This window comes from Tateyamaria algicola, from assembly GCF_047715485.1.
Lineage (GTDB): Bacteria > Pseudomonadota > Alphaproteobacteria > Rhodobacterales > Rhodobacteraceae > Tateyamaria.
In genome coordinates this window covers 2743216-2764035 of sequence record NZ_CP180422.1, presented here as the reverse complement: position 1 = coordinate 2764035, position 20820 = coordinate 2743216, and the positions used below count along the sequence as shown (strand labels likewise).

21 protein-coding genes and 1 tRNA gene are annotated in these 20820 nt (G+C 60.2%); 13 read left to right on the top strand and 9 right to left on the bottom strand.

From position 1 onward, the window contains the following. Nucleotides 1-57: 57 nt before the first annotated feature. Nucleotides 58-1188, top strand: coding sequence for a helix-turn-helix transcriptional regulator (locus ACMHLQ_RS16165; RefSeq protein ID WP_415401722.1), 1131 nt, complete (start codon nt 58-60; stop codon nt 1186-1188). An 801-nt stretch (nt 1189-1989) separates the two neighbouring features. Here ACMHLQ_RS16165 and ACMHLQ_RS16160 read toward each other — a convergent pair. The 4 genes from ACMHLQ_RS16160 to ACMHLQ_RS16145 all read right to left on the bottom strand — a co-directional run bounded on the left by ACMHLQ_RS16160 (nt 1990) and on the right by ACMHLQ_RS16145 (nt 5686). After that, nucleotides 1990-2066 (bottom strand) — tRNA-Arg (locus tag ACMHLQ_RS16160). Nucleotides 2067-2135: 69 nt separating this feature from the next. Beyond that, nucleotides 2136-3518: a sensor histidine kinase gene (locus ACMHLQ_RS16155; protein ID WP_415401721.1), complete on the bottom strand. Its 1383-nt coding sequence runs from the start codon at nt 3516-3518 to the stop codon at nt 2136-2138. Between the two features lie 12 nt (nt 3519-3530). Beyond that, nucleotides 3531-4949: a dihydrolipoyl dehydrogenase family protein gene (locus tag ACMHLQ_RS16150; RefSeq protein ID WP_415401720.1), complete on the bottom strand. Its 1419-nt coding sequence runs from the start codon at nt 4947-4949 to the stop codon at nt 3531-3533. Between the two features lie 5 nt (nt 4950-4954). Further along, entirely contained in the window at nt 4955-5686 is a 732-nt protein-coding gene (locus tag ACMHLQ_RS16145) for a TVP38/TMEM64 family protein (RefSeq protein ID WP_415401719.1), read from the bottom strand. Between the two features lie 318 nt (nt 5687-6004). On the opposite strand from ACMHLQ_RS16145, the gene rpmH reads away from it, so the two are divergent. The 3 genes from rpmH to yidD are packed head-to-tail and all read left to right on the top strand — an operon-like array spanning nt 6005 to nt 6787. Further along, nucleotides 6005-6139: a 50S ribosomal protein L34 gene (rpmH, locus tag ACMHLQ_RS16140; RefSeq protein WP_005980833.1), complete on the top strand. Its 135-nt coding sequence runs from the start codon at nt 6005-6007 to the stop codon at nt 6137-6139. A gap of 22 nt (nt 6140-6161) precedes the next feature. Then, a complete protein-coding gene (rnpA, locus tag ACMHLQ_RS16135) occupies nt 6162-6557 on the top strand; it encodes a ribonuclease P protein component (protein WP_415401718.1) in 396 nt (131 codons plus the stop codon). Continuing rightward, nucleotides 6554-6787 carry a membrane protein insertion efficiency factor YidD gene (gene yidD, locus ACMHLQ_RS16130; RefSeq protein ID WP_415401717.1) on the top strand — a complete coding sequence of 78 codons (234 nt, stop codon included), beginning with the start codon at nt 6554-6556 and terminating at the stop codon, nt 6785-6787. Before rnpA ends, yidD begins: the two co-directional genes overlap by 4 nt. On the opposite strand, the gene ACMHLQ_RS16125 is transcribed toward yidD, so the two are convergent. Then, nucleotides 6788-7312: a DUF3833 domain-containing protein gene (locus tag ACMHLQ_RS16125; RefSeq protein WP_415401716.1), complete on the bottom strand. Its 525-nt coding sequence runs from the start codon at nt 7310-7312 to the stop codon at nt 6788-6790. Nucleotides 7313-7413: 101 nt separating this feature from the next. Between ACMHLQ_RS16125 and ttcA the strand changes: the two genes are divergently transcribed. From ttcA to ACMHLQ_RS16080, 9 genes are all read left to right on the top strand, one after another. Next, entirely contained in the window at nt 7414-8292 is an 879-nt protein-coding gene (gene ttcA, locus ACMHLQ_RS16120) for a tRNA 2-thiocytidine(32) synthetase TtcA (protein ID WP_415401715.1), read from the top strand. A gap of 79 nt (nt 8293-8371) precedes the next feature. Further along, a complete protein-coding gene (locus ACMHLQ_RS16115; protein WP_415401714.1) occupies nt 8372-9919 on the top strand; it encodes a putative bifunctional diguanylate cyclase/phosphodiesterase in 1548 nt (515 codons plus the stop codon). Nucleotides 9920-10168: 249 nt separating this feature from the next. Then, nucleotides 10169-11965, top strand: coding sequence for a membrane protein insertase YidC (gene yidC / locus ACMHLQ_RS16110; protein WP_415401713.1), 1797 nt, complete (start codon nt 10169-10171; stop codon nt 11963-11965). Continuing rightward, on the top strand, nt 11965-12702 hold the full coding sequence (locus tag ACMHLQ_RS16105) for an MOSC domain-containing protein (protein WP_415401712.1): 738 nt from the start codon (nt 11965-11967) through the stop codon (nt 12700-12702). The genes yidC and ACMHLQ_RS16105 overlap by 1 nt, the downstream gene beginning before the upstream one ends. Then, entirely contained in the window at nt 12699-13352 is a 654-nt protein-coding gene (gene yihA, locus ACMHLQ_RS16100; RefSeq protein WP_415401711.1) for a ribosome biogenesis GTP-binding protein YihA/YsxC, read from the top strand. Before ACMHLQ_RS16105 ends, yihA begins: the two co-directional genes overlap by 4 nt. Nucleotides 13353-13437: 85 nt before the next feature. Further along, nucleotides 13438-14301: an acetylglutamate kinase gene (gene argB, locus ACMHLQ_RS16095; protein ID WP_415401710.1), complete on the top strand. Its 864-nt coding sequence runs from the start codon at nt 13438-13440 to the stop codon at nt 14299-14301. 57 nt (nt 14302-14358) lie between these two features. After that, nucleotides 14359-15153 (top strand): sterol desaturase family protein, encoded by a 795-nt coding sequence (locus ACMHLQ_RS16090; RefSeq protein WP_415401709.1) that lies wholly within the window; start codon nt 14359-14361, stop codon nt 15151-15153. Continuing rightward, nucleotides 15150-15764, top strand: coding sequence for a ferredoxin (locus ACMHLQ_RS16085; RefSeq protein ID WP_415401708.1), 615 nt, complete (start codon nt 15150-15152; stop codon nt 15762-15764). The genes ACMHLQ_RS16090 and ACMHLQ_RS16085 overlap by 4 nt, the downstream gene beginning before the upstream one ends. Then, entirely contained in the window at nt 15761-16264 is a 504-nt protein-coding gene (locus ACMHLQ_RS16080) for a SixA phosphatase family protein (protein ID WP_415401707.1), read from the top strand. Before ACMHLQ_RS16085 ends, ACMHLQ_RS16080 begins: the two co-directional genes overlap by 4 nt. Nucleotides 16265-16311: 47 nt before the next feature. Here ACMHLQ_RS16080 and ACMHLQ_RS16075 read toward each other — a convergent pair whose 3' ends face one another. The 4 genes from ACMHLQ_RS16075 to ACMHLQ_RS16060 all read right to left on the bottom strand — a co-directional run bounded on the left by ACMHLQ_RS16075 (nt 16312) and on the right by ACMHLQ_RS16060 (nt 20786). Then, the gene (locus ACMHLQ_RS16075; protein WP_415401706.1) at nt 16312-17079 is read right to left on the bottom strand and encodes an amino acid ABC transporter ATP-binding protein; all 768 of its coding nucleotides are present in this window, start codon (nt 17077-17079) and stop codon (nt 16312-16314) included. Between the two features lie 15 nt (nt 17080-17094). Then, entirely contained in the window at nt 17095-18384 is a 1290-nt protein-coding gene (locus tag ACMHLQ_RS16070; protein WP_415401705.1) for an amino acid ABC transporter permease, read from the bottom strand. Between the two features lies 1 nt (nt 18385). Beyond that, nucleotides 18386-19600 carry an amino acid ABC transporter permease gene (locus ACMHLQ_RS16065; RefSeq protein ID WP_415401704.1) on the bottom strand — a complete coding sequence of 405 codons (1215 nt, stop codon included), beginning with the start codon at nt 19598-19600 and terminating at the stop codon, nt 18386-18388. Nucleotides 19601-19769: 169 nt separating this feature from the next. Next, nucleotides 19770-20786, bottom strand: a complete 1017-nt coding sequence (locus ACMHLQ_RS16060) for an amino acid ABC transporter substrate-binding protein (protein WP_415401703.1) — start codon at nt 20784-20786, stop codon at nt 19770-19772. Nucleotides 20787-20820 lie beyond the last annotated feature (34 nt).

Here is a 20820-nt window from a genome sequence, read left to right as displayed (position 1 = left end):
CATTCGTAGCTCAGGTGCCTACTAGCCGAACGCGGTCGGCGAACCTGACCAGTGTCAATGGTACAAGCATGGATCGCTGTTCAGAGCATTCAACTGTCGGAGAGGCGGGGCATTCGCCCGGATGAAGCCAAAATGACAAAAAAATATGTTCTTCCAAGAGTCCAATTGGACACTTCAAATCTGGAAGCAAGGTTCCGTTGGGATGCATGGCAATCATTGAACTCCGGCCTGTTTCGTCTGGAACGCAACCGGCCTGCAGAGGAGTCCATGTACGCCACCGCGCTGTCCTATCGGATCGGCAGCACCATTTTGGGGGAATACTCGGTAAGCGGAAACATCGTGCGACGCTCAGTCGAGAGATTTGCCGTCGAGCGGGAGGATCTGCTGGTATTGCGCCTGCATCGTTCGGGCTTCACCAAGGGCGTGATGGGCGAAAAAGACTTGGAAATGAAGTCGTCTCATCTGACTTTGTTCGACTTTCACCAGCCGTTTCACGCCAATACTGAGAATGTTGACTATGTCAGCTTCACCTTCCCATACGTATCAGTCGGCTATGATCCTAGCAGGCATCCAAGGCTGATGCAGATACCAATTGATACGGCCATCGGTCGCGCATTGCGCAGCAATCTCGAATTGCTGCTGGAGTTGCTGCCCGACGCTTCAATAACGGAAGCATTGTCCCTGTCGGATGGGCTTTGCGGCCTTCTGAGGTATTTCATCAATGGATGGCATCAAAATGGTATAGGTGATCATTCAGACAAACCTGCGCGCGCGGTTGCTGCGCGCTGTTACGTGCAAGACAACCTGCGAAATCCGCTACTTGATGCGAGGCAAGTCAGTGCCGCGTTAGGTGTTTCTAACGAGTTTTTACATAAGGTGTTTGAAAGGGAAGGCGGCATACAACAGTATATCTTAAAACAACGTCTTGAATGTGCGCTTGATGATCTGGCGAACACAGAACCGCAGCGGGGCGCAGTTGTTCGGGTGGCGCGATACTGGGCTTTTTCAGACATAGCGTATTTTTCCAGGCTGTTCCGCAAACACTTCGGCTTTCGACCAACCGATGTTCTGGGCACAGCTCTAAGCCAAGTAACAAATGGTAGCACGGACAAAACGCAACACCCGAACCGCAATGTAACGCCGCTGATTAAACTTTATCAGCGCTCTAAACTGACCAATTCCACCTAGTCATGGCGGCAACGGGTCTCACTTAAACACTACGACTCATACTTTGCGCAACGCCACTTTCCAGCCAGGTTCAGGCATGCTGATCTCGCCGAATGGACAAGCCAACTGACCTTAATAATCGGTTGAATGCGAGACCGCCTGGAATCCGTTGCAAACGTCCCGTCTGTGACAGCATTTCCGAATTATGATGGCCATACACCAATGTATGGTCACAAAATCTGCGCCTTCGACCAATCCAACATTCCTTCACGCCTAAAAAGTGGATCTGAAGCAAATCTTCTTCAAACGTACCCAGATCGCTGGCATTGAGACAAATTTCCTAGAACTTTCGAGACGACGCTGCTTCACTTGGAATGCAACGAACGTTTGCGTTTTAGGCATCGCTGAACTTAGCGCTGGAGTTACTCCAGAGGTGGCACGGTTAAAGTTGTAAATGTCTGGCTAAACGCGTTCGAACGTGTGATTTCGCACCTGCAGCGAACGTCCGCTTTCCGCCCCGAGTTTAGGAAGAACTAGGGGACTTCGTCCCCACGCGCCTGCAACACAACTAGACCGGGCCGTGTCCTCGGCTGCGCCTGTAGGCCGCACCAACCCAGTCGAATTGTATTGCACTTGCTACCCCCAACCCTCGCAGGGAGCAGGTTTTAGAGACGAACGCCCTGAAGGGCTTCGCTCAAAACCTGTTTTGATAGGGGAAGTCTGACCCGCCAACCCATACTCATCAAAAGCAAAGCTGTGCGTCGGCAAAGGAAAAGTTCTGTCGCAGAAGGAAGAACTATGTATCGCCTTACAATTGGGAAGTGGCGGACCGAGGAGGATTCGAACCCCCGACCCCCTGATTCGTAGTCAGGTACTCTATCCAGCTGAGCTATCGGTCCACTGGCGGGCGGTTTAGTCCCGTGGCTCGGGCAATGCAAGGGCTTATCTGGGCAAAAGAGCGCCTGCCCTCAAATACCGTCCCCCTTGGGCAGGCGGATGGAAAAGACAGTTCCGGTCGGCCCCGTCCGATCAAGTTCCAGTGCGCCACCATGGCCCCGGATCAACTCGAGTGCGATGGCAAGGCCAAGCCCCGTCCCGCCCTTGCTGACGCCGCCCTGAAAGGGTGTGAACAGATGCTCTTGGGCGCGCTTGGGCAGGCCGGGGCCGGTATCGGCGACCTCAATCCACCAATTGTCCTCATCCTCATAGGCGGACACGTTGATCTCGCCCGGCTCCCCACTTGCGATGATGGCCTGGCGGGCGTTGCGCACGAGGTTCGAGATGACGCGGAACAACTGTTCGGCATCAGCCCGCATGGTAAACAGGGGCGGAATGCTTTCGCTCAGGCTCAGGTCATGATCACCCACCGCGAGGCGCTCGCTGTCGAGCACGTCGGCTACCACATCATCCAGCGTGACCATCGTCAGCGTGGGGCTCGGCTCTTCGGCCTTGCCAAAGGCCAGCGTGCTTTCACACAGATGCACCGCGCGGGTGATCGAGCCAACCAGTTTGGGCGCCATCCGCCGCACCAGCGGATCCTCGGACGCTTCGATCCGGTCGGTGAACAGCTGGGCCGAGGTAAGGATGTTGCGCAAGTCGTGGCTGATCTTGGACACGGCCGAGCCGAGTTGGGCGAGCCGATCCTTTTGCCGCAAGGCCGAGATCAGCTCTGTTTGCAGACTGCGCAGCGCTTCTTCGGCTTCGCGCAACTCGGTGACGCCGGCGTTGGGTGTGATGATGCGGCGCACGTCTTCGGGGGCGGCTGCATAGCGCTGCATATGCCCGACCACACCCCGGATGGGTTTGACGATGATGGCGCGCACAGCAACGAACAACAGCATCGCCGTCACAATCGAAATGACGGCCGACAGCACCAGAATACGCACGCCGTAATCCAGCATCGCCGCGCGCATCGGCGCTGTTTCCATGGTGATCTCGATCAACAGCCCGGCCTCGCGCACGGGTGCACCAATGACCCGGATCACCTTGTTCTCAGGCTCAAGCAGCCGCATCATTGCGTCCCGGATCAGTACTGGCGCCGTTCCGTCACGCAGATCAAAGGTCGCATCGATGGGCTGTGGCATCGGCGTCGACAGCATGAGCTGGCGCACCTCGTCACGGCGCAGCACAACATTGAACACACCGGCGTTTTGCAGCAGTTCCGCCTCCAACTCACTATCGATCATGTCGTCAGCCAACAGAGCCAGCGACGCGATCTGGGACCGCTCCAGACGGTTCTGCAAAAACTCTTCGCGGAACCGCGCAATGGACGGCACAAAGATCAGGACTTCGGCCAGCATGACGAAAATTGTCGTCAGGATCAGGAAGCGGCCGGATAGTGAATTCAACATGGCGTCATGTGGTCAGGGAATGAGGCGTTGCACAAGCCCCACCACCCGTTTGACCAGATCACTTTTGAACAGTCGTGGGCTGAAATAGGCTCCGGCGGCGCGTTTGTTGACTTCACCGATGGTCGGGTAAGGCGACACCATCGCCGCCACCTGGCTCATCTTCATGTTGTTGGCCAGCACAAGCGACCAAAGGTTGATCAACTCGCCCGCCTGATATCCAGCGATTGAGGCGCCGACGGGCCGCCCCTTGACCACCATCACCTTGATCAGGCCGGTTGTCTTGCGCTCGGCAATCGCGCGGTCGTTATGGGCATACTCGAACCGCACGACTTCCAGCTTGTCGCCGTACTCCTTTTGCGCGTCTGCCTCGGTCAGACCCACCTGCGCCAGTTCTGGGTCGGTATAGGTGGCCCATGGGATGTGATTGGTCTTGGCCTTGGACGGCAATCCAAACAGCATCGAGCGGATGATGACCCCGGCGTGATACCCCGCCACGTGGGTGAATTGCAGCCCCCCCGCCGCATCCCCAATGGCGTAGACCTTGGGATTGCTGGTCTTCATGGACGCATCCACTTTGACACCTGTGCGCGTGGTTTCGATGCCCGCAGCCTCGAGGTTCAGCTTGTCGGTATTGGTCTTGCGCCCCACGGCCACCAAAAGATGCGAGCCGGAATAGCTGCGCCCATCCTTGGTGCGGACGGTGACGCTGCCCGCATCCCCTTCGATCTTTTCGGCCAGCGCGTCCTCGACAATCTCGACACCTTCTGCGCGTAGGTTGTCCAGCACGATGGTAGCCATTTCAGGGTCGTCCTTGCCCAGCGCCTTGGCCCCTTCGATTACCGTCACTTTCGACCCGAGGCGCACATGGGCCTGCGCCATTTCCATCCCGATGGGACCGCCGCCAATGATCAGCAAATGCTCGGGCCGCGCGCGCAGTTCCCATAGCGTTTCATTGGTGAGGTAAGGCACCGTATCGATCCCGTCGATGGGCGGCACCAGCGGGCCCGACCCCGTGGCGATGACGATGCGCCGGGCTTTGATGACCGTATCGCCCGCCTGCACCTCGGTACTCGAGATAAAGTGCCCGAACTCGCGGATCACATTGACGCCGAAACCTTCGAACCGTTCCTGGCTGTCGACAGGGGCGATCTGCGCAATCACGTCATGCACGTGATCCTTGGCCGCCGCATAGTCGATCTGCGGTGCGGCGTTGGCCACGCCGTAAGGCGCACTGTGGGCCTGGCCATAGGCCATCTTGCCGCTTGCAATCAGGGCCTTGGACGGCACACAGCCGTAGTTGAGGCAGTCGCCGCCCATCTTGTGCCCTTCCAGCAGGACCACATCGGCCCCCATCTGGCTGGCACCGGCCGCAACCGACAACCCGCCTGACCCGGCCCCGATGACCAGAACATCAGTCTTGATACGTTTCATCTGCCTCAGATACCTTTTTGTCCGCGTACGGCCTTGATGACGATGGGAAGGGCCGCCAAGGCGCACAGGCCAAGGATCGGCAACAGGATCGCCGGTTCAAAGATAATGCCCAGGTCGGGCGTTTCACCCCGATCGAACACTTCGCCAAGGCCCGCACCAACCGATGTAAAAACGACCGCGCCAGGAATAATACCAAGGAAGGTCGACACCGCGTAGCGCGCCAGCGAAACACCCACCAAGGCGGGCAGCAGGTTGGCTACAAAAAACGGAACTGCAGGGACAAGTCGCATCAGGAACAGCATCGACCACTGGTTTTCATCAATCCCGGCCTTGATCTTCTTGATAGCGCCTTGGCTGGTGTCCATCTTGGCCGCGAGCTTTTCACCAAGGCCGTACCGCGCAGCCAGGAAGATGCCCACCGCGCCCAACGTGGCGGCGATCACGTTAAACAGCGAGCCGGGGAAGGTCGCAAACAGGAACCCGCCTGTCAGCGTCATGACCGTCGCACCAGGCAGGGAAAACGCCACAACGACGACATATGCCGCAACAAAAACAAGCGCGGTCAGCACGTAGTTGCCGTCGCGAAAGGCCAGCAACGCCTCGCGATTGTCCGCGAGCGTCTGAAAGTTGAGATAGTCCTTGAGCGTGAAGGCCCCAATGGCCGCCACGATCAGAATTCCGATCAGGGGCAGGTGCCGCATTACGTTCGCCTTGCCGGGTTGGCTGGTATCGGACATGTCCGTCCCCTTCGTGTCACTGTATCATCTCCGCCCTGCTTCTGGGCGTTGTGACTTGAAAATGCGGGTCCGGCACCCCTGAAAACAGGCTTCTCACGGGCGCTTGAACGAAATGGCCCGATTCTGTGACTTTTCACCGCGATACGTGCCCGGTTGAAACATATGGCGCGCTGCAGCGGCGGTTTTGTTGCAGCAATCGCATTTTTCCCGGGCCAAGGGTTTGACTTGCTCCCCCTGCCCCTTTAGAGGACGGGCTTCGAATGCTGCCTTGTCCCGAATCCGCGGGCGAACAGGCCAAAAGATACCGGAGCCAATGCGATGAAACGCACCTACCAACCTTCGAACCTCGTGCGCAAGCGGCGTCACGGTTTCCGTGCGCGCATGGCAACCAAAGCTGGCCGCAAGATCCTCAACGCCCGTCGCGCCCGCGGCCGGAAGTCGTTGAGCGCGTAACCGCGCCAAACAGGTTTTTCAAATGACCCCGCCGGAGGCCCCATTGTCCAACGCCAGCGTTGGAGAGGGAGCGCCACCGGCGGGATGTTTGCATTTGGAGACACTGACAAAGCGCGCTGACTTCCTCAAAGCCGCCCGCTCCAAACGTGTCGCCATGCCCGCGTTTATCCTGCAGTACCGCCGCCGCGCAGCAGATGGGCCGATCCGCGTCGGGTTCACCTGCTCCAAAAAGGTCGGCAATGCGGTGGCCCGCAATCGCGCCAAACGCCGCCTGCGCGAAATCGCCCGGCTCGTGTTGCCGCATCATGGCCGCGCTGGCATGGATTATGTGCTGATCGGGCGCGCCGATGTAACCGCCAGCCGCCCCTTCGATGCAATGCTTGCCGATCTGCGCACAGCGCTGGAGCGGTCGTCATGACGCCCCTTGCCTTTGTTGTCTCTCTGCCTGTGCGCGCCTACAGGCTGATCTTTTCCCCGTGGGTCGGGTTCAACTGCCGCTATCAGCCCACTTGCAGCGCATATGCACTGGACGCGCTGGAGAAACATGGCGCGATCAAGGGCGCGTGGATGGCGGCCCGTCGCATCGGGCGGTGTCATCCCTGGGGTGGCGACGGGTATGATCCGGTGCCCGAGCGGGACGATCCCTGATCACTGCTTTTCAAAAGTGATGATCACGTCACCGATATCGACCCCCGCCCGCTTCATATAGGCGCGGTTCAGCAGGCGATCATCGCTCAGCAACCACATCCAGTCATCGAACGTCACCCGCAAGGTGCCATCGGGAACCGGCAGGTCGATGGTGTAGCGCCAGTTGAACGTATCGCCCCGCTCTTCCCCTTTGGCCGTTCCGATCACGCCGGGCGCCGTGCCCGTCCAGGTATCCGCGCCGGTCTTGAGCAGAGACCAGACCCGTTGTTCCGTGCTGCCGTCCTCGTAGACAAAGTCTTCGACCAGCGTCAGCGTCTGCCCGTCCCACGTGCCGTTGATGTCCACATCAAAGCGGCGCCGCACGGTGCCGAACACATCCTGAAACTGGCCATAGGCCACCACATGCCCGTCAAAGAACTCTTCGAGGTTCAGTTTGCGATCCGACAATGGCGCGTCATCCAGTGCCGGTTTGCCCGTGCAAGCCGCAAGCAGGCCCAGCGCCATCACCATCAAAATGCGTGTCATCCAAATGTCCCTTTGCGTTTCAAAGGGTACGCAACCGCGCCCCTTTTGGTTCACGCCCCGCGTGGTATAAGCCGCGTGAACCGATCCAGAGGGCACGCGCCATGCTAGATGACAGCGACGACATCCATCCGCTTTTCGCGGGCGCGCCTCGCAGCACGGAATTCAAGAAACTGCGCAAGCGGATCGTGCGCTACACGCGCGAAGCGATCGAACAATACGGGATGGTGGATGCAAACGCCCCGCGCGCCCGCTGGCTTGTGTGCCTATCCGGTGGCAAGGACAGCTACACCCTTCTGGCCGTGCTGCACGAATTGCAATGGCGCGGATTGCTGCCCGTCGATCTGCTGGCGTGTAACCTGGATCAGGGTCAGCCCGGATTTCCGGCGACCGTGCTGCCCGACTTCCTCGAACGCATGCAGGTGCCCCACCGGATCGAGTATCAGGACACCTACTCCATCGTCGTCGACAAGGTGCCACAAGGGCGGACCTTTTGCGCGCTGTGTTCGCGGCTGCGGCGGGGCAACCTCTACCGCGTCGCCCGCGAAGAGGGGTGTTCTGCGGTCGTGTTGGGCCATCATCGCGACGACATCCTCGAGACGTTCTTCATGAACCTCTTTCACGGTGGCCGTTTGGCGACCATGCCCCCGAAACTGGTGAATGAAGAAGGCGACCTGTTCGTCTATCGCCCGCTGGCACATGTGGCCGAGGCCGATTGCGAGGCCTTTGCCCGGGCGATGAACTATCCCATCATTCCTTGTGATCTATGTGGCAGCCAGGACGGTTTGCAGCGCCAGCAGGTGAAACAGATCCTTGATGGATGGGAGGCCAACAGCCCCGGCCGGCGACAAGTGATGTTTCGCGCGCTCATGAACGCGCGCCCGTCGCACCTGCTTGATCCCAAATTGTTCGATTTTGCCGGTCTTGCACGAAACTCCGAGCAATTTGAGGAAAATCCCGGCGACATTCCCGTGCTGCGTTAAAGAGCGAGTTACCAAGCCCTTCTAGCACTATGCGGGCTTGCCACTCTGCTCGGCTGGCGCTGCTTTGAAGGGATCTCAGATGCGCTTTCGCCTGCCCACACCGGTCACAGACCTGCGACACAAGGCTGTTTCGGCCTTGTCGGGGCCACAAATGCTCGCCTTCATCCCTGCCCTGACACTGGCGGGGTTCTGGCTGGGCGGGGAACCCACACTTGTCATTGTTGCATTGGCTGTGCCCGTGGTCTGGCTGCTGTTCGGCGGGTTCGAGGGGCTCGTGAACCGCCGCGTTGCGCGTGCTGCGAAATCGGGGCTGGTTGCGCCTGACGCCTTTGTTCCCAAGGCCCAGATCGTTCGCGAGGATGGGCCCGGCGCGGATATGACAAGTGCAATCTTCGCCATCGAACTGGACGAATTCGGCGCTTTGTCGGATCGGTTTGAACCGGGTGCGATTGATCAGGTGTTGAAATCCATTGGTGATCGCATCCAGTCCGTCTCGCGCGATATGGACACGATCAGCCGTATCGGAGATTGCCGTTTCGGGATTTGCCTTGCCCCGGTTCGTCATCTGGACCTGGAAAGCTGCATCCAGTTGAGCGGTCGGCTGCAGCAAGCCATCGAGGAACCAATCGCGATCGACGGCACCTCGGTCTACATGTCTGCCAGCATCGGGTTTTGCCTGCTGAACCGGGCGCCCGGCGTGACGGGTCAGGATTGGGTCAACGGCGCGATTGCCGCCCTGAACGAGGCGCAGCGGCGCGGCCCGACCTCTGTACGCGCCTATTCGACTGAACTGCATTCGCGCCTCAAGAACCGCGCCGGGCTGCGCGACGAGGTCGCCATCGCTCTGGAACGGGGGCAGATTCAGCCCTGGTTTCAGCCGCAGATTTCAACGGATACGGGCAAAGTGTCCGGTTTCGAAGCGCTCGCGCGCTGGATCCATACGGATCGCGGCGCAATTTCCCCAGCCGAATTTCTGCCTGCTATCGAGGATGCGGGCCTGTTGGAACGACTTGCAGAAGTCATGATCTACCACACCTTCACGGCGCTCAAGGCATGGGATTCCGCAGGGCTGCACGTGCCACATGTGGGCGTTAACTTCAGCGGGTCCGAGCTGAGCAATCCGCGCCTTGTCGACAAGGTGCGTTGGGAGTTGGATCGTTTCGACCTCACTCCGGACCGTTTGGCCGTCGAAATCCTTGAGACAGTCGTCACCGACACCTCCGACGATACGATCACCCGCAACATCAACAAGCTGACCGCTTTGGGCTGCCGTGTCGATCTGGATGACTTCGGCACGGGCCATGCCTCCATCGCGTCCATCCGGCGCTTTGGCGTTGGAAGGATCAAGATTGACCGATCCTTCGTGATGAAGGCGGATCGCGACCCCGAGCAGCAGCGCATGATCAGCGCCGTGCTGACCATGGCAGAGCGTCTGGGCGTCGAAACCCTGGCCGAAGGTGTCGAAACCGTGGGGGAGCATGCCTTGCTCGCGCAATTGGGATGCGACTATGTGCAGGGCTTTGGAATTGCGCGCCCCATGCCGTTTGAAAAGACACTGGATTGGGTGCGCGCCCATGAGGCCAAGTTGCAAGACGCACCCACGATCCCATACCGGCGCACCAATTGAGCCCTGCGGCAAATGCCTTAACGAAACACGGGCAGCGTTGGATGTGCACCGACCGCATCACAGTGCACGAAGGGCCGGACCACCGCACGGAACCGCTGGCGAAAACTTCGCACTCCGCCAGACCGTGACCCTCACGCGATAACGCAACCTGGCAGTGTCCCCTGAGGAAATCAGGCGAATCCGCTTGACCTTTGCCCCCGCACTCTGTTGAACCCGACCAACGTTTCAGACAGCAGGTGGCAGTCCCCGATGGACGATCAGAACAAGAACCTCATTCTTGCAACGGCACTCAGTTTCCTCGTGATCCTAGTTTGGTTTGTGCTGTTCCCTCCGCCGGAACCAGACACACCGCTGGTGACCGAGGCGCCACAGGCCGAAACCACGACAACCGGCGCCGAAGCCACTGTGCCAACGACGGCTGGAACGCCCTCTGCCACGGCTGATGCACCAGTTGCGACGGACCCGGTCGAAACCGCCGCGCGCGTGCCGCTCGAAACTCCACGCCTGACCGGTTCGATCTCGCTTTTGGGTGGCCGCATCGATGATCTGGCACTGAAAGACTACAAAGTATCGCTTGATGAGGGTTCGGACATCGTGAAGATGTTGTCGCCCGTTGGTGAGGCCGGGGCATATTACGCACTTTACGGATGGGCGGCAGGCGCAGGCCTCACACCCGACGATGTGCCGGGGCCCAACACGATCTGGCAGGCCGAACCCGGCGCAACGTTGGGGCCCGACACCCCGATCACACTGACATGGGAAAACGGCACAGGCCTGTCCTTTGACCGCACCATCGCCATCGACGACAATTACATGTTCACCGTCACGCAAACCGTCACCAATACCGGCGATGCCCAGGTGGCCCTGGCCCCCTACAGCGTTCTGGCCCGGCACGGTCTGCCCGAGGATGTCACCGGCATCTGGGTGGTTCACGAGGGCGCCGTCCAATTCGCCCAGGGCGAATACCTCGAAACCGACTGGAACGATTTCGACACCTACAGCGAACGCGACGTCGAGGCCGGACAAGAAGCGCGGTGGGCCGGCTTCACCGATCACTACTGGCAAACGGTGCTGATCGCGCCTCAGAATGACACAACCCGCGTCGAAACCTTCCACGACGCCACGCGCGACATCTACCAGACCACGGCCAAGCAAGACACCAAAACCGTCGCCGCAGGCGCCTCGGCCAGCGTCACCAGCCAGGTCTTTGCCGGCGCCAAGGAATGGGAAACCATCCGCAACTACCAAAGCAACGGCATCGAAAAATTCATCGACTCCATCGACTGGGGCTGGTTCTTTTTCCTGACCAAACCGATTTTCTGGCTGCTGCACGAGTTGAACAAGCTGATCGGCAACATGGGCTGGTCCATCATCGGACTGACCCTGATCATCAAGGCCGTCCTGTTCCCGCTGGCGTACAAATCCTACGTCTCGATGGCCAAGATGAAAGAACTGCAGCCGCAGATGGAAAAGCTGAAAGAGTCAGCGGGCGAAGACAAGCAAAAGCTCCAGCAGGGCATGATGGAGCTCTACAAGAAGGAAAAGGTGAACCCGGCAGCGGGCTGTTTGCCGATCCTCCTGCAGATCCCGATCTTCTTCTCGCTGTACAAGGTGATCTTTGTCACTATCGAACTGCGCCACGCCCCCTGGTTTGGCCCGTTCAGCGACCTCAGCGCGCCCGATCCGACCTCTATCATGAACCTGTTTGGCCTGCTGCCCTTTGCCGGGCCAGAGCCGGGATCGATCGTGGCCCTGATCTTTATCGGTATTCTGCCGCTGCTGCTCGGTATCTCGATGTGGTTGCAGCAAAAGCTGAACCCGGCCCCCACCGATCCGACACAGCAGATGATCTTTGCCTGGATGCCATGGGTGTTCATGTTCATGCTGGGCAGCTTTGCCAGCGGTCTGGTCGTCTACTGGATTGCGAACAACGTGATCACGTTCACGCAGCAATACCTGATCATGCGCAGCCAGGGTTACAAACCTGACCTGATGGGCAACATCCGCGGCAGTTTCAAGAAACGCACCCAATCGGACAGCAAGTGATGCAGGTCACCAGCATCTGGCGCCACCCGATCAAGAGCCATGGCCGCGAAGAGATCGCGGAAGTGACCCTGATCGAGGGGGAGGCGATGCCCTGGGATCGCGTCTGGGCCGTCGCACATGACGCCGCAAAGGCGGTGCCCGGGGAGTGGGCAAGCTGCCACAGCTTCAGCCGCACCTCCAAGGCACCCGCGCTGATGGCGATCACGGCGCGCCTGGATGAAAGCGCCGGAACAGTGACGCTGTCCCATCCCGACCGGCCCGATCTGACCTTTGATCCAGACCGGGAACCGGGCGCCATCGTGGGCTGGACCGCGCCGCTGGTGCCGCAGAACCGCGCCTTGCCAAGCCACGTGATGCGGCTAGATGGGCGCGGGTATACCGACAGCGATTTCGCCTCGGTCACCCTGTGCAACCTGGCCTCGCACCGCGCGGTCGAGGCGCAACTGGGGCAAGACCTGTCGATCCATCGCTGGCGCGGCAATATCTGGTTTGACAGTGACGCGCCTTGGGTCGAATTCGACTGGATGGGCCAGGACATCCAGGTCGGCGAGGCGATCCTGCGTCCACGGGAACGCACGGATCGTTGCCTGGCCACGGCCAGCAATCCCGACACCGGCAAGCGCGATGCAGACACCCTCAAGGCGCTCGATGCATTTGGCCATCGCGATTTTTCCGTCCGATGCGAGGTCCTTCGCGGCGGTGCTGTGCGCGCGCATGATACGGTTACCCCCTTATGACCACCCTGCCCTTTCCCATCGCCGAAACACCCGACCCCCAGACCGAGGAACGCGGACGCCTGCTGTTTGCGGGCGAGACCGAGTTCGTCAAAGGTGTGGTGGCCATGTCCGGCCTGCCCCCGGCCGACCGGATGGAGGTCTGCTTTGCCGGGCGGTCGAATGTGGGCAAGTCGAGCCTGATCAACGCGTTGACGGGCCGCAAGGGGCTGGCCCGTGCGTCCAACACACCGGGCCGCACGCAAGAGATCAACTATTTCACCGCCGGCGACAGTCACTACCTCGTTGATCTGCCCGGCTATGGCTATGCCAATGCGCCGCTGCCCGTCGTCGAGAAATGGCAGCGCCTGCTCAAGCAATACCTGTCGGGCCGCCAAACCCTGCGCCGCGCCTTCGTGCTGATCGACGCGCGCCACGGGGTCAAAAAGGTCGATGAAGAGATCATGAGCCTGCTCGACAGCGCAGCCGTGACCTTTCAATGTGTGCTGACAAAGACGGACAAGGTCAAAGCCAAGGACCGCGAAAACGTCCTGAACCTGACCCGCGCCGCCCTGTCCCGACACCCCGCCGCCTTCCCCGAGATCATCCTGACATCCAGCGAAAAAGGCGACGGCATCCCCACCTTGCGCGCCATCATCGCAACGCTCGAGTAGCACAAGGCGATTTTTCGACGAAAAATCTTGGCCATGCCGCCAAGGTCGGGCAAGACAGCCCAAAGCCGCAACCTGTGACCACAAGATGAAGCCGCAAGACATGAATCGCGACTGGATCGCCACCGCCCGCACCCTGTCCCAAGCCCTGCCCTATATGCAGCGCTATGCCGGGGCGACTGTCGTCATCAAACTGGGCGGCCACGCCATGGGCAGCGACGAGGCGATGGCCAGTTTTGCCAGTGACGTCGTGCTGATGCGCCAGGTGGGCGTGAACCCGGTGATCGTCCATGGCGGCGGGCCTATGATCAACGAGATGCTGCAACGCCTCGACATCAAATCCGACTTCGTGAACGGCAAACGTGTGACGGATGCGGCGACGATGGACGTGGTTGAAATGGTGCTGTCGGGCATGGTGAACAAGCGCATCGTGCAGGCCATCAACCGCGCGGGCGGGCGCGCCGTGGGCTTGTCTGGCAAGGATGCCAACCTGATGACCTGCGATCAGACCGACCCGGACCTGGGCCTTGTCGGCACACCCGCGCAGATGGACCCAAGCATCCTTCAGACCCTGTTCGATCAGGCGATGATCCCGGTGATTGCCCCCCTCGGTGCGGGGCGCAAGGGCGAGACGTTCAATATCAATGGCGACACGGCGGCCGGTGCTATTGCGGGCGCGCTCAAGGCCGACCGCCTGTTGCTGCTGACGGACGTGTCGGGTGTGAAGGATGCGACCGGCGAGGTTGTGACCGAAATCACTGCTGATCAGATCCGCGCGATGACCGCAGATGGCACCATCGCGGGCGGCATGATCCCCAAGACCGAAACAGCGCTGGACGCCATTGCAAGCGGTGTACGCGCCGTCGTGATCCTGGATGGGCGCGCGCCCAATGCCTGCCTGCTCGAGCTGTTTACCGACCACGGTGCAGGATCCATCATTCGCCCGCGCTGACACAAACGTGTCTCTGCGCCGCATTGCGTGATCGCGCGCAAAAGATAGATATGGGCCATGGAAAACGAAGCCCTTATCCGCCTTGTCGTCTTTCTTGGCCTGTTTTCAGTGCTTGCCACGGTCGAGGCATTGGCGCCGCGCCGCGTGCGCAGTCAAAAGCGCAGCCAACGCTGGGTGACGAATTGGGGCATCACCATCGCCAATACCGTGCTGCTGCGCCTGATGGCCATTGCCCTGCCCTTTCTGGCGGTGGGCGCGGCCATCGACGCCCAGGCGCAAGGATGGGGCCTGTTCAACGCTCTGATGTTGCCAACCTGGATCGAGGTTGTGGCCGCGATCCTGATCCTTGATCTGGCGATCTGGGCACAGCACCTGATCACCCACAAGGTGCCTATCCTGTGGCGCCTGCATCAAGTGCATCACGCCGATGTCGACATGGACGTGACCACCGCCATCCGCTTTCACCCGGTCGAGATTGCCCTGTCGATGCTGCTCAAGATCGGTCTTGTCTACCTGCTTGGCCCGGCAGCCATCGCCGCCATCCTGTTCGAGATCATTTTGAACGGCACGGCCATGTTCAACCACGCCAACATTCGCCTGCCTCTGTGGCTCGATGCGATTGTGCGCCGTGTGCTGGTTACACCCGACATGCACCGCGTTCACCACTCCGTCCATCGCCACGAGCATGACAGCAATTACGGGTTTGCCCTGTCGATCTGGGACCAGATGTTCGGCACCTATATCCCCCAACCCGCTGCCGGCCATGACGAGATGGAGGTCGGCCTGGAATGGCAAGATGACCGCCCCGCCCGCATTGGCTGGGCCCTCAGCCTGCCGTTTGCGCGGAAATGAAACACCTCGAGATCGAGGACGCGCTGCACCCCCATGGACTGTTTGTCATGGGGCGTGATGCCAGCCGCGTGTTGATCGGCACGGATGCGCATTGGTGGTCCGTCTTTATTCTAAGCCCCGAGTATCAGGACGGTTTCGCGAACCCGGTCGACCGGTGGTCCAAGCGTATTATCGGCGCGCTGGCCGAGCAGAGCGGGGCCCGCGCCTGTTTCCCCTCGGACGGTCCGCCCTACGCGCCGTTCATCGCCTGGGCGCTCGCGACGGGGCGGTTCTGGCAAAGCCCGACAGGCATGATGATCCACGACCGCGCCGGGCTGATGATCTCGATCCGGGGCGCGTTGGAGTTCGACACGCCATTCCCGACGGAAACGCCAAACCCGTCGCCCTGTATCACCTGCGTGGGCAAGCCCTGCATTGCGGCCTGCCCCGTCGATGCGCTGAGCGATGCCCATCCCTATGACGCGCCCACGTGCAAGACGTATCTTGGGACCCCAGCCGGGGCGGCGTGCATGACAGGGGGATGCCTCGTGCGCCAAATCTGCCCCGTTAGCCAGTCCTTTGCACGGCCAGACGCGCAATCGGCCTTTCACATGAAAGCCTTTGTCGGATGACCCGCCTCCTCATCCTCATGCGACACGCCAAGTCCAGCTGGGACAACCCGCGCCTTGGCGATCATGCGCGCCCACTGAACCCGCGCGGTGTGGCCTCGGCCAGGGCCATGGGGGACTGGCTGCGCGCACGCGGCCACGTGCCCGAGGCTGCGGTCAGTTCGGACAGCGCCCGAACCCGAGAGACCTTTGATGGCCTCGGGTTTGACGTGCCCGTCGCGTTCACCGAGACGCTGTATCATGCGGGTCCAGAAGTGATGATGGACGTCTTGCGCAACCAAAGCGCGGCAGCCGTGCTGATGCTGGGCCACAACCCGGGAATGGCAGATTTTGCAGAGCGGATCGTGACCCAGCCGCCGCGCCATCCCCGTTTTGCCGACTACCCGACAGGGGCCGTGGCAGTGATCGCATTCGAGGCCGCAAGCTGGAACGAAATCGGCTGGCGCAATGGCCAGCCGATTGATTTTGCGATCCCGCGCGAGGTGCTTGGATCGGGGCCTTGACGCACAGCGCAGTTCTGTAGGGCGGGATTGCCCCCGCCCCGCCAGCCTCAGTGCCCGAGGATCTGGCTGAGAAACAGCTGGGTCCGGGGCGATTTGGGATTGTTGAAGAACTCTTCGGGCTCGTTCTGTTCGACGATCTGCCCTTCGTCCATAAAGATCACGCGGTTGGCCACCTGACGGGCAAAACCCATCTCGTGCGTCACGCAGAGCATGGTCATCCCCTCTTCGGCCAACTCGACCATTGTGTCGAGCACCTCCTTGATCATCTCGGGGTCAAGCGCCGAGGTCGGTTCGTCAAAGAGCATGATGCGCGGGCGCATGCACAAGCTGCGCGCGATCGCCACGCGCTGCTGCTGACCACCGGACAACTGGCCGGGGTATTTGTCGGCCTGATCGGGGATCTTCACCTTTTCAAGGAAGTGCATCGCGATCTCTTCGGCTTCCTTCTTGGGCGTCTTGCGCACCCAGATCGGGGCCAGCGTGCAGTTCTCGAGGATCGACAGATGCGGGAACAGGTTGAAGTGCTGAAAGCACATGCCAACCTCGGATCGGATCTTGTCGATGTTCTTGACGTCCGAGGACAGCACGGTGCCGTCGACGGTGATCGACCCTTGCTGATGTTCCTCAAGCGCGTTGATGCAGCGGATCAGCGTGGACTTGCCCGAACCGGACGGCCCGGCGATCACGATGCGCTCGCCTTGATAGACCGTCAGGTCGATGTCGCGCAGCACGTGAAAGGACCCGTACCACTTGTTCATCTTCTCGATGGAAATCGCGACTTCGTTCGAGATGTTCTGTGCAACTTGTGTGTTCATGTCAGCCACTCCTTATCAGCGGTGATCGGTCGCAAGCTGGCGTTCCAGCCACTGCGAATATTGCGAGATGCCGTAGCAGACGACAAAGAAGAGAAGCGAGGCAAAGCCCAGGAGTTCCCAATAGACCCCGTTCCATTCGGTCGAGGCGAGGATGGGACCCCGGATCATGCCGACCAGGTCGAACATCGAGATGACCGACACCAGAGTCGTGTCCTTGAACAGGCCCACCGCCACGTTCACGATCCCCGGAATGGAGATTTTGAGCGCTTGCGGCAGGATGATCAGGCGCATCGCTTGCGGGTAATCAAGGCCGAGGCTGTCCGCCGCCTCGTACTGGCCCCTCGGCAGGGCAGCGAGGCCGCCCCGGATCACCTCGGCGATGTAGGCTGCGGAAAACATCGTGATCATGATCACCACGCGCAGGAACAGGTCTGTCGTCGTGCCGGGCGGAAAGAAGTACGCCAGCATAACGCTTGCCACGAACAGCAGGGTGATGAGTGGCACGCCCCGAATGAATTCGATGAAGACCACGCAGATCCACTTGATCAACGGCATGTCCGATTGCCGCCCCAGCGCAAGCGCAATACCCAGAGGCACGGACAGCGACACACATGCCACGCCGAGCATCATGTTCAGCATGAAGCCCCCCAGATCGCGCGAGGGGACCGCACGCAGCAGCGCGCCATCGTTCGCGTTCTCGGGCATCAGCATGCCACCGATGATCCACACCACAAAGGCCGCCGCGATCCCGCCAAAGAAACCGGCGGCAAAACTGCCCGCGACAAAGCGTTGGTAGACGAAATAGCCGACCACCACGCCTGCCATCGCCAGGATTGGTGTCAGTATGGTCCCGCCCCAGATCAGGTAATACGCAAGGAAGGGAAAGATTGCGGTGAACAGCAGCAACTGGCGCGGCAGCTTGTAGAACAGCACAGGCGCCGCTGCGGCAAAGAACAGCACAAAGGCAAGCGATGGACGCCAGTATTGATCAACCGGATACTTGAACCCGAACAAAAGCTGGTTCCAGCGTTCTGTCAGAACCGAAAAACAGCCCCCCGACACACCGTCCAGAACCTCGCGGCACTCCGCCAGGCTGGACGTGGTCCAGACCCCGGCAAAGATCCATGGCAGCGTGTTGCCGAGGATCACATAGATCACATAAAGCGCTGCGACGGTCAGGATTGAGTAGAACGGTGTCGAAAAGAGGTTGTCCTTGGCCCATTTCATGGGACCCGTCGCGGACGACGGGGGTGGCGCGGGTGGCACCTGCTCGGTGCGTACAAAAGCAGCAGAAGTGTCCGACATCTCAGCGCTCCTTCAGCTTAACGGAATTGTTGTAGACGTTCATGATCGCAGAGATGCACAACGAAATCGTGAGATAGAACAGCATCAGCAGCAGAACGCATTCAATGGCGCGGCCTGTCTGGTTCAGGGTAATCCCGCCCAGCGTGGCCGTGACATCCGCATAGCCCACAGCGATGGCAAGCGACGAGTTCTTGGTGATGTTGAGGTATTGCGAGATCAGCGGCGGGATGATCACCCGCAGCGCCTGTGGCAGCACCACGAGGTTCATGATCCGCCCCGGGCGCAGGCCCAGCGCGCCTGCCGCTTCGCTTTGACCTTTCGAAATGGCCTGGATACCCGCCCGCACGTTTTCCGCAATGAAGGCACCGGTATAGATCGACAGGGCAAACCACAGCGCGATCAGCGGCCCACCGACCTTGATCCCCCCTGCAAAGTTGAACCCTTTGAGTTCCGGATACTCCAGCCCGATCGGCATACCCATGATGAAGTACATCAGCAGTGTCGGCACAAACAGGATCGCAACGCTTGGCCAGCCCATGGGCAGCAATCGGCCCGTGGCAAAGAGCAGTTTCGTGGCGTAGTTGCGGTAGGCAAAGACCCCGACGATGGACAAGATGAACGTGGCCACAACAACCAGCGACCCTGGCCCCCAGATGGGTGCCGGAATGTAAACGCCGCGGTTGGTGAAGGCGATCGCGTTCAGCACCATGCTTGCCGACGGTTCGTCACCGCGAAAGGCCCGTGGCCCGGGCAGAACCGCGATCATGATGGTGAAGATGATGATGATCCAGATCAGAACCGGGATGTTGCGGAAGATTTCCACGTAGAACGCCATCAGCTTGCTGACCAACCAGTTGTTGGACAGGCGCAGCACGCCCGCAATCACGCCAAAGATGGTGGCGGTGACACAGGCCAGGAAGGCAACGAGCAGCGTGTTCAGGATACCGACCAGCGCCGCACGCGCGTTGGTGGACTGGCTGGTGTATTCGATCAGCGTCTGATTGATGTCGTACCCGGCAGGAGACCACAGGAACTGGTAAGAGATGTTCAGTCCGGCGGCGGCGAGGTTGCTGATCAGGTTGGAGCCAAGATAGGCAAAGGCCACGATCAGCACGATCAGCGCAATGAATTGGAATGTGTACGATCTGTAACGCGTGTCGTTCAGCAACATCGACAGGCGGAACGCGCCCTGCGGCGGGTCGGTCATTGTCGTCATGGAGATGGTCCCCGTGGTTCCGGCCGTTGGTTTTTACGCGTTTCTGGACGCGGGGCCGGGTTTTCAATTGTTGGCTTCAATACAGGCAATTGTGCCACTGTTTTCAGCGATCTATGCCCCAGATGCGCAAGGGGCGCAGGTTTGACCCTGCGCCCCTTGGCTTGGTATCTTAGCGGAAGGGTGGCGAGTAGATCAGGCCACCATCGGTCCACTGAGCGTTCAGGCCACGGGCCAGACCGATCGGAGTGGATTCACCGATGTTCTTCTCGAAGATCTCACCGTAGTTGCCGCCCGCTGCGATGGCTTTCATCGCCCAGTCAGCATCGACGCCCAGCATTTCGCCCAGCGTGCCTTCGGTGCCCAGCAGACGGTTGATCTCTGGGTTGTTGGTGCCAGCCGCCATCTCGGAGATGTTGGCCGATGTCACGCCCAGCTCTTCGGCTGTGATCAGCGCGTTCAGAGTCCAGCGCACCACGTCACCCCATTCGTTGTCGCCGTGGCGGACAAGCGGGCCCAGCGGCTCTTTGGAGATGATTTCGGGCAGCAGGACGTGATCGCCGGGTGCTTCGAATGTGGCACGTGTCGCGGCCAGACCGGAGGCGTCTGTTGTGTAGACGTCACATGCGCCAGCCAGGTACTGCTGCTGCGCTTCGGCGTTGGTTTCGATCGGCACGGGCTCGTAGCTGATGTTGTTGGAGCGGAAGAAATCCGCCAGGTTCAGCTCGGTTGTGGTACCCGTCTGGATGCAGACAGTCGCGCCGTCCAGATCCTTGGCCGAGGACACGCCCAGCTCTTTTGGGACCATGAAGCCCTGACCGTCATAGTAGTTCACGCCGACGAAAGTGAACTTGAGGTCCACGTCGCGCGAGAATGTCCATGTGGTGTTACGGGCCAGCATGTCGATTTCGCCCGAGGCCAGCGCGGTAAAGCGTGTCTTGCCTGTTGTGGGGACGAATTCGACGGCCGATGCGTCGCCCAGAACAGCCGCGGCAACTGCGCGGCAGACGGAGACGTCAAAACCATTCCATTCACCGTTTGCGTCGGGCGCGGCAAAGCCGACCAGACCGGTGGTTACGCCGCAGTTCAGTTTGCCGCGTGCTTTCACGTCATCAAGCGTGCCAGCAGCCGCTGCGCCGGCTGCAACGCCGGCAACGGTGAGCGCGCCAAAGAATACGGATTTTTTCATTAGTTACCTCTTCCTGATTTTCCGCCATATTTTG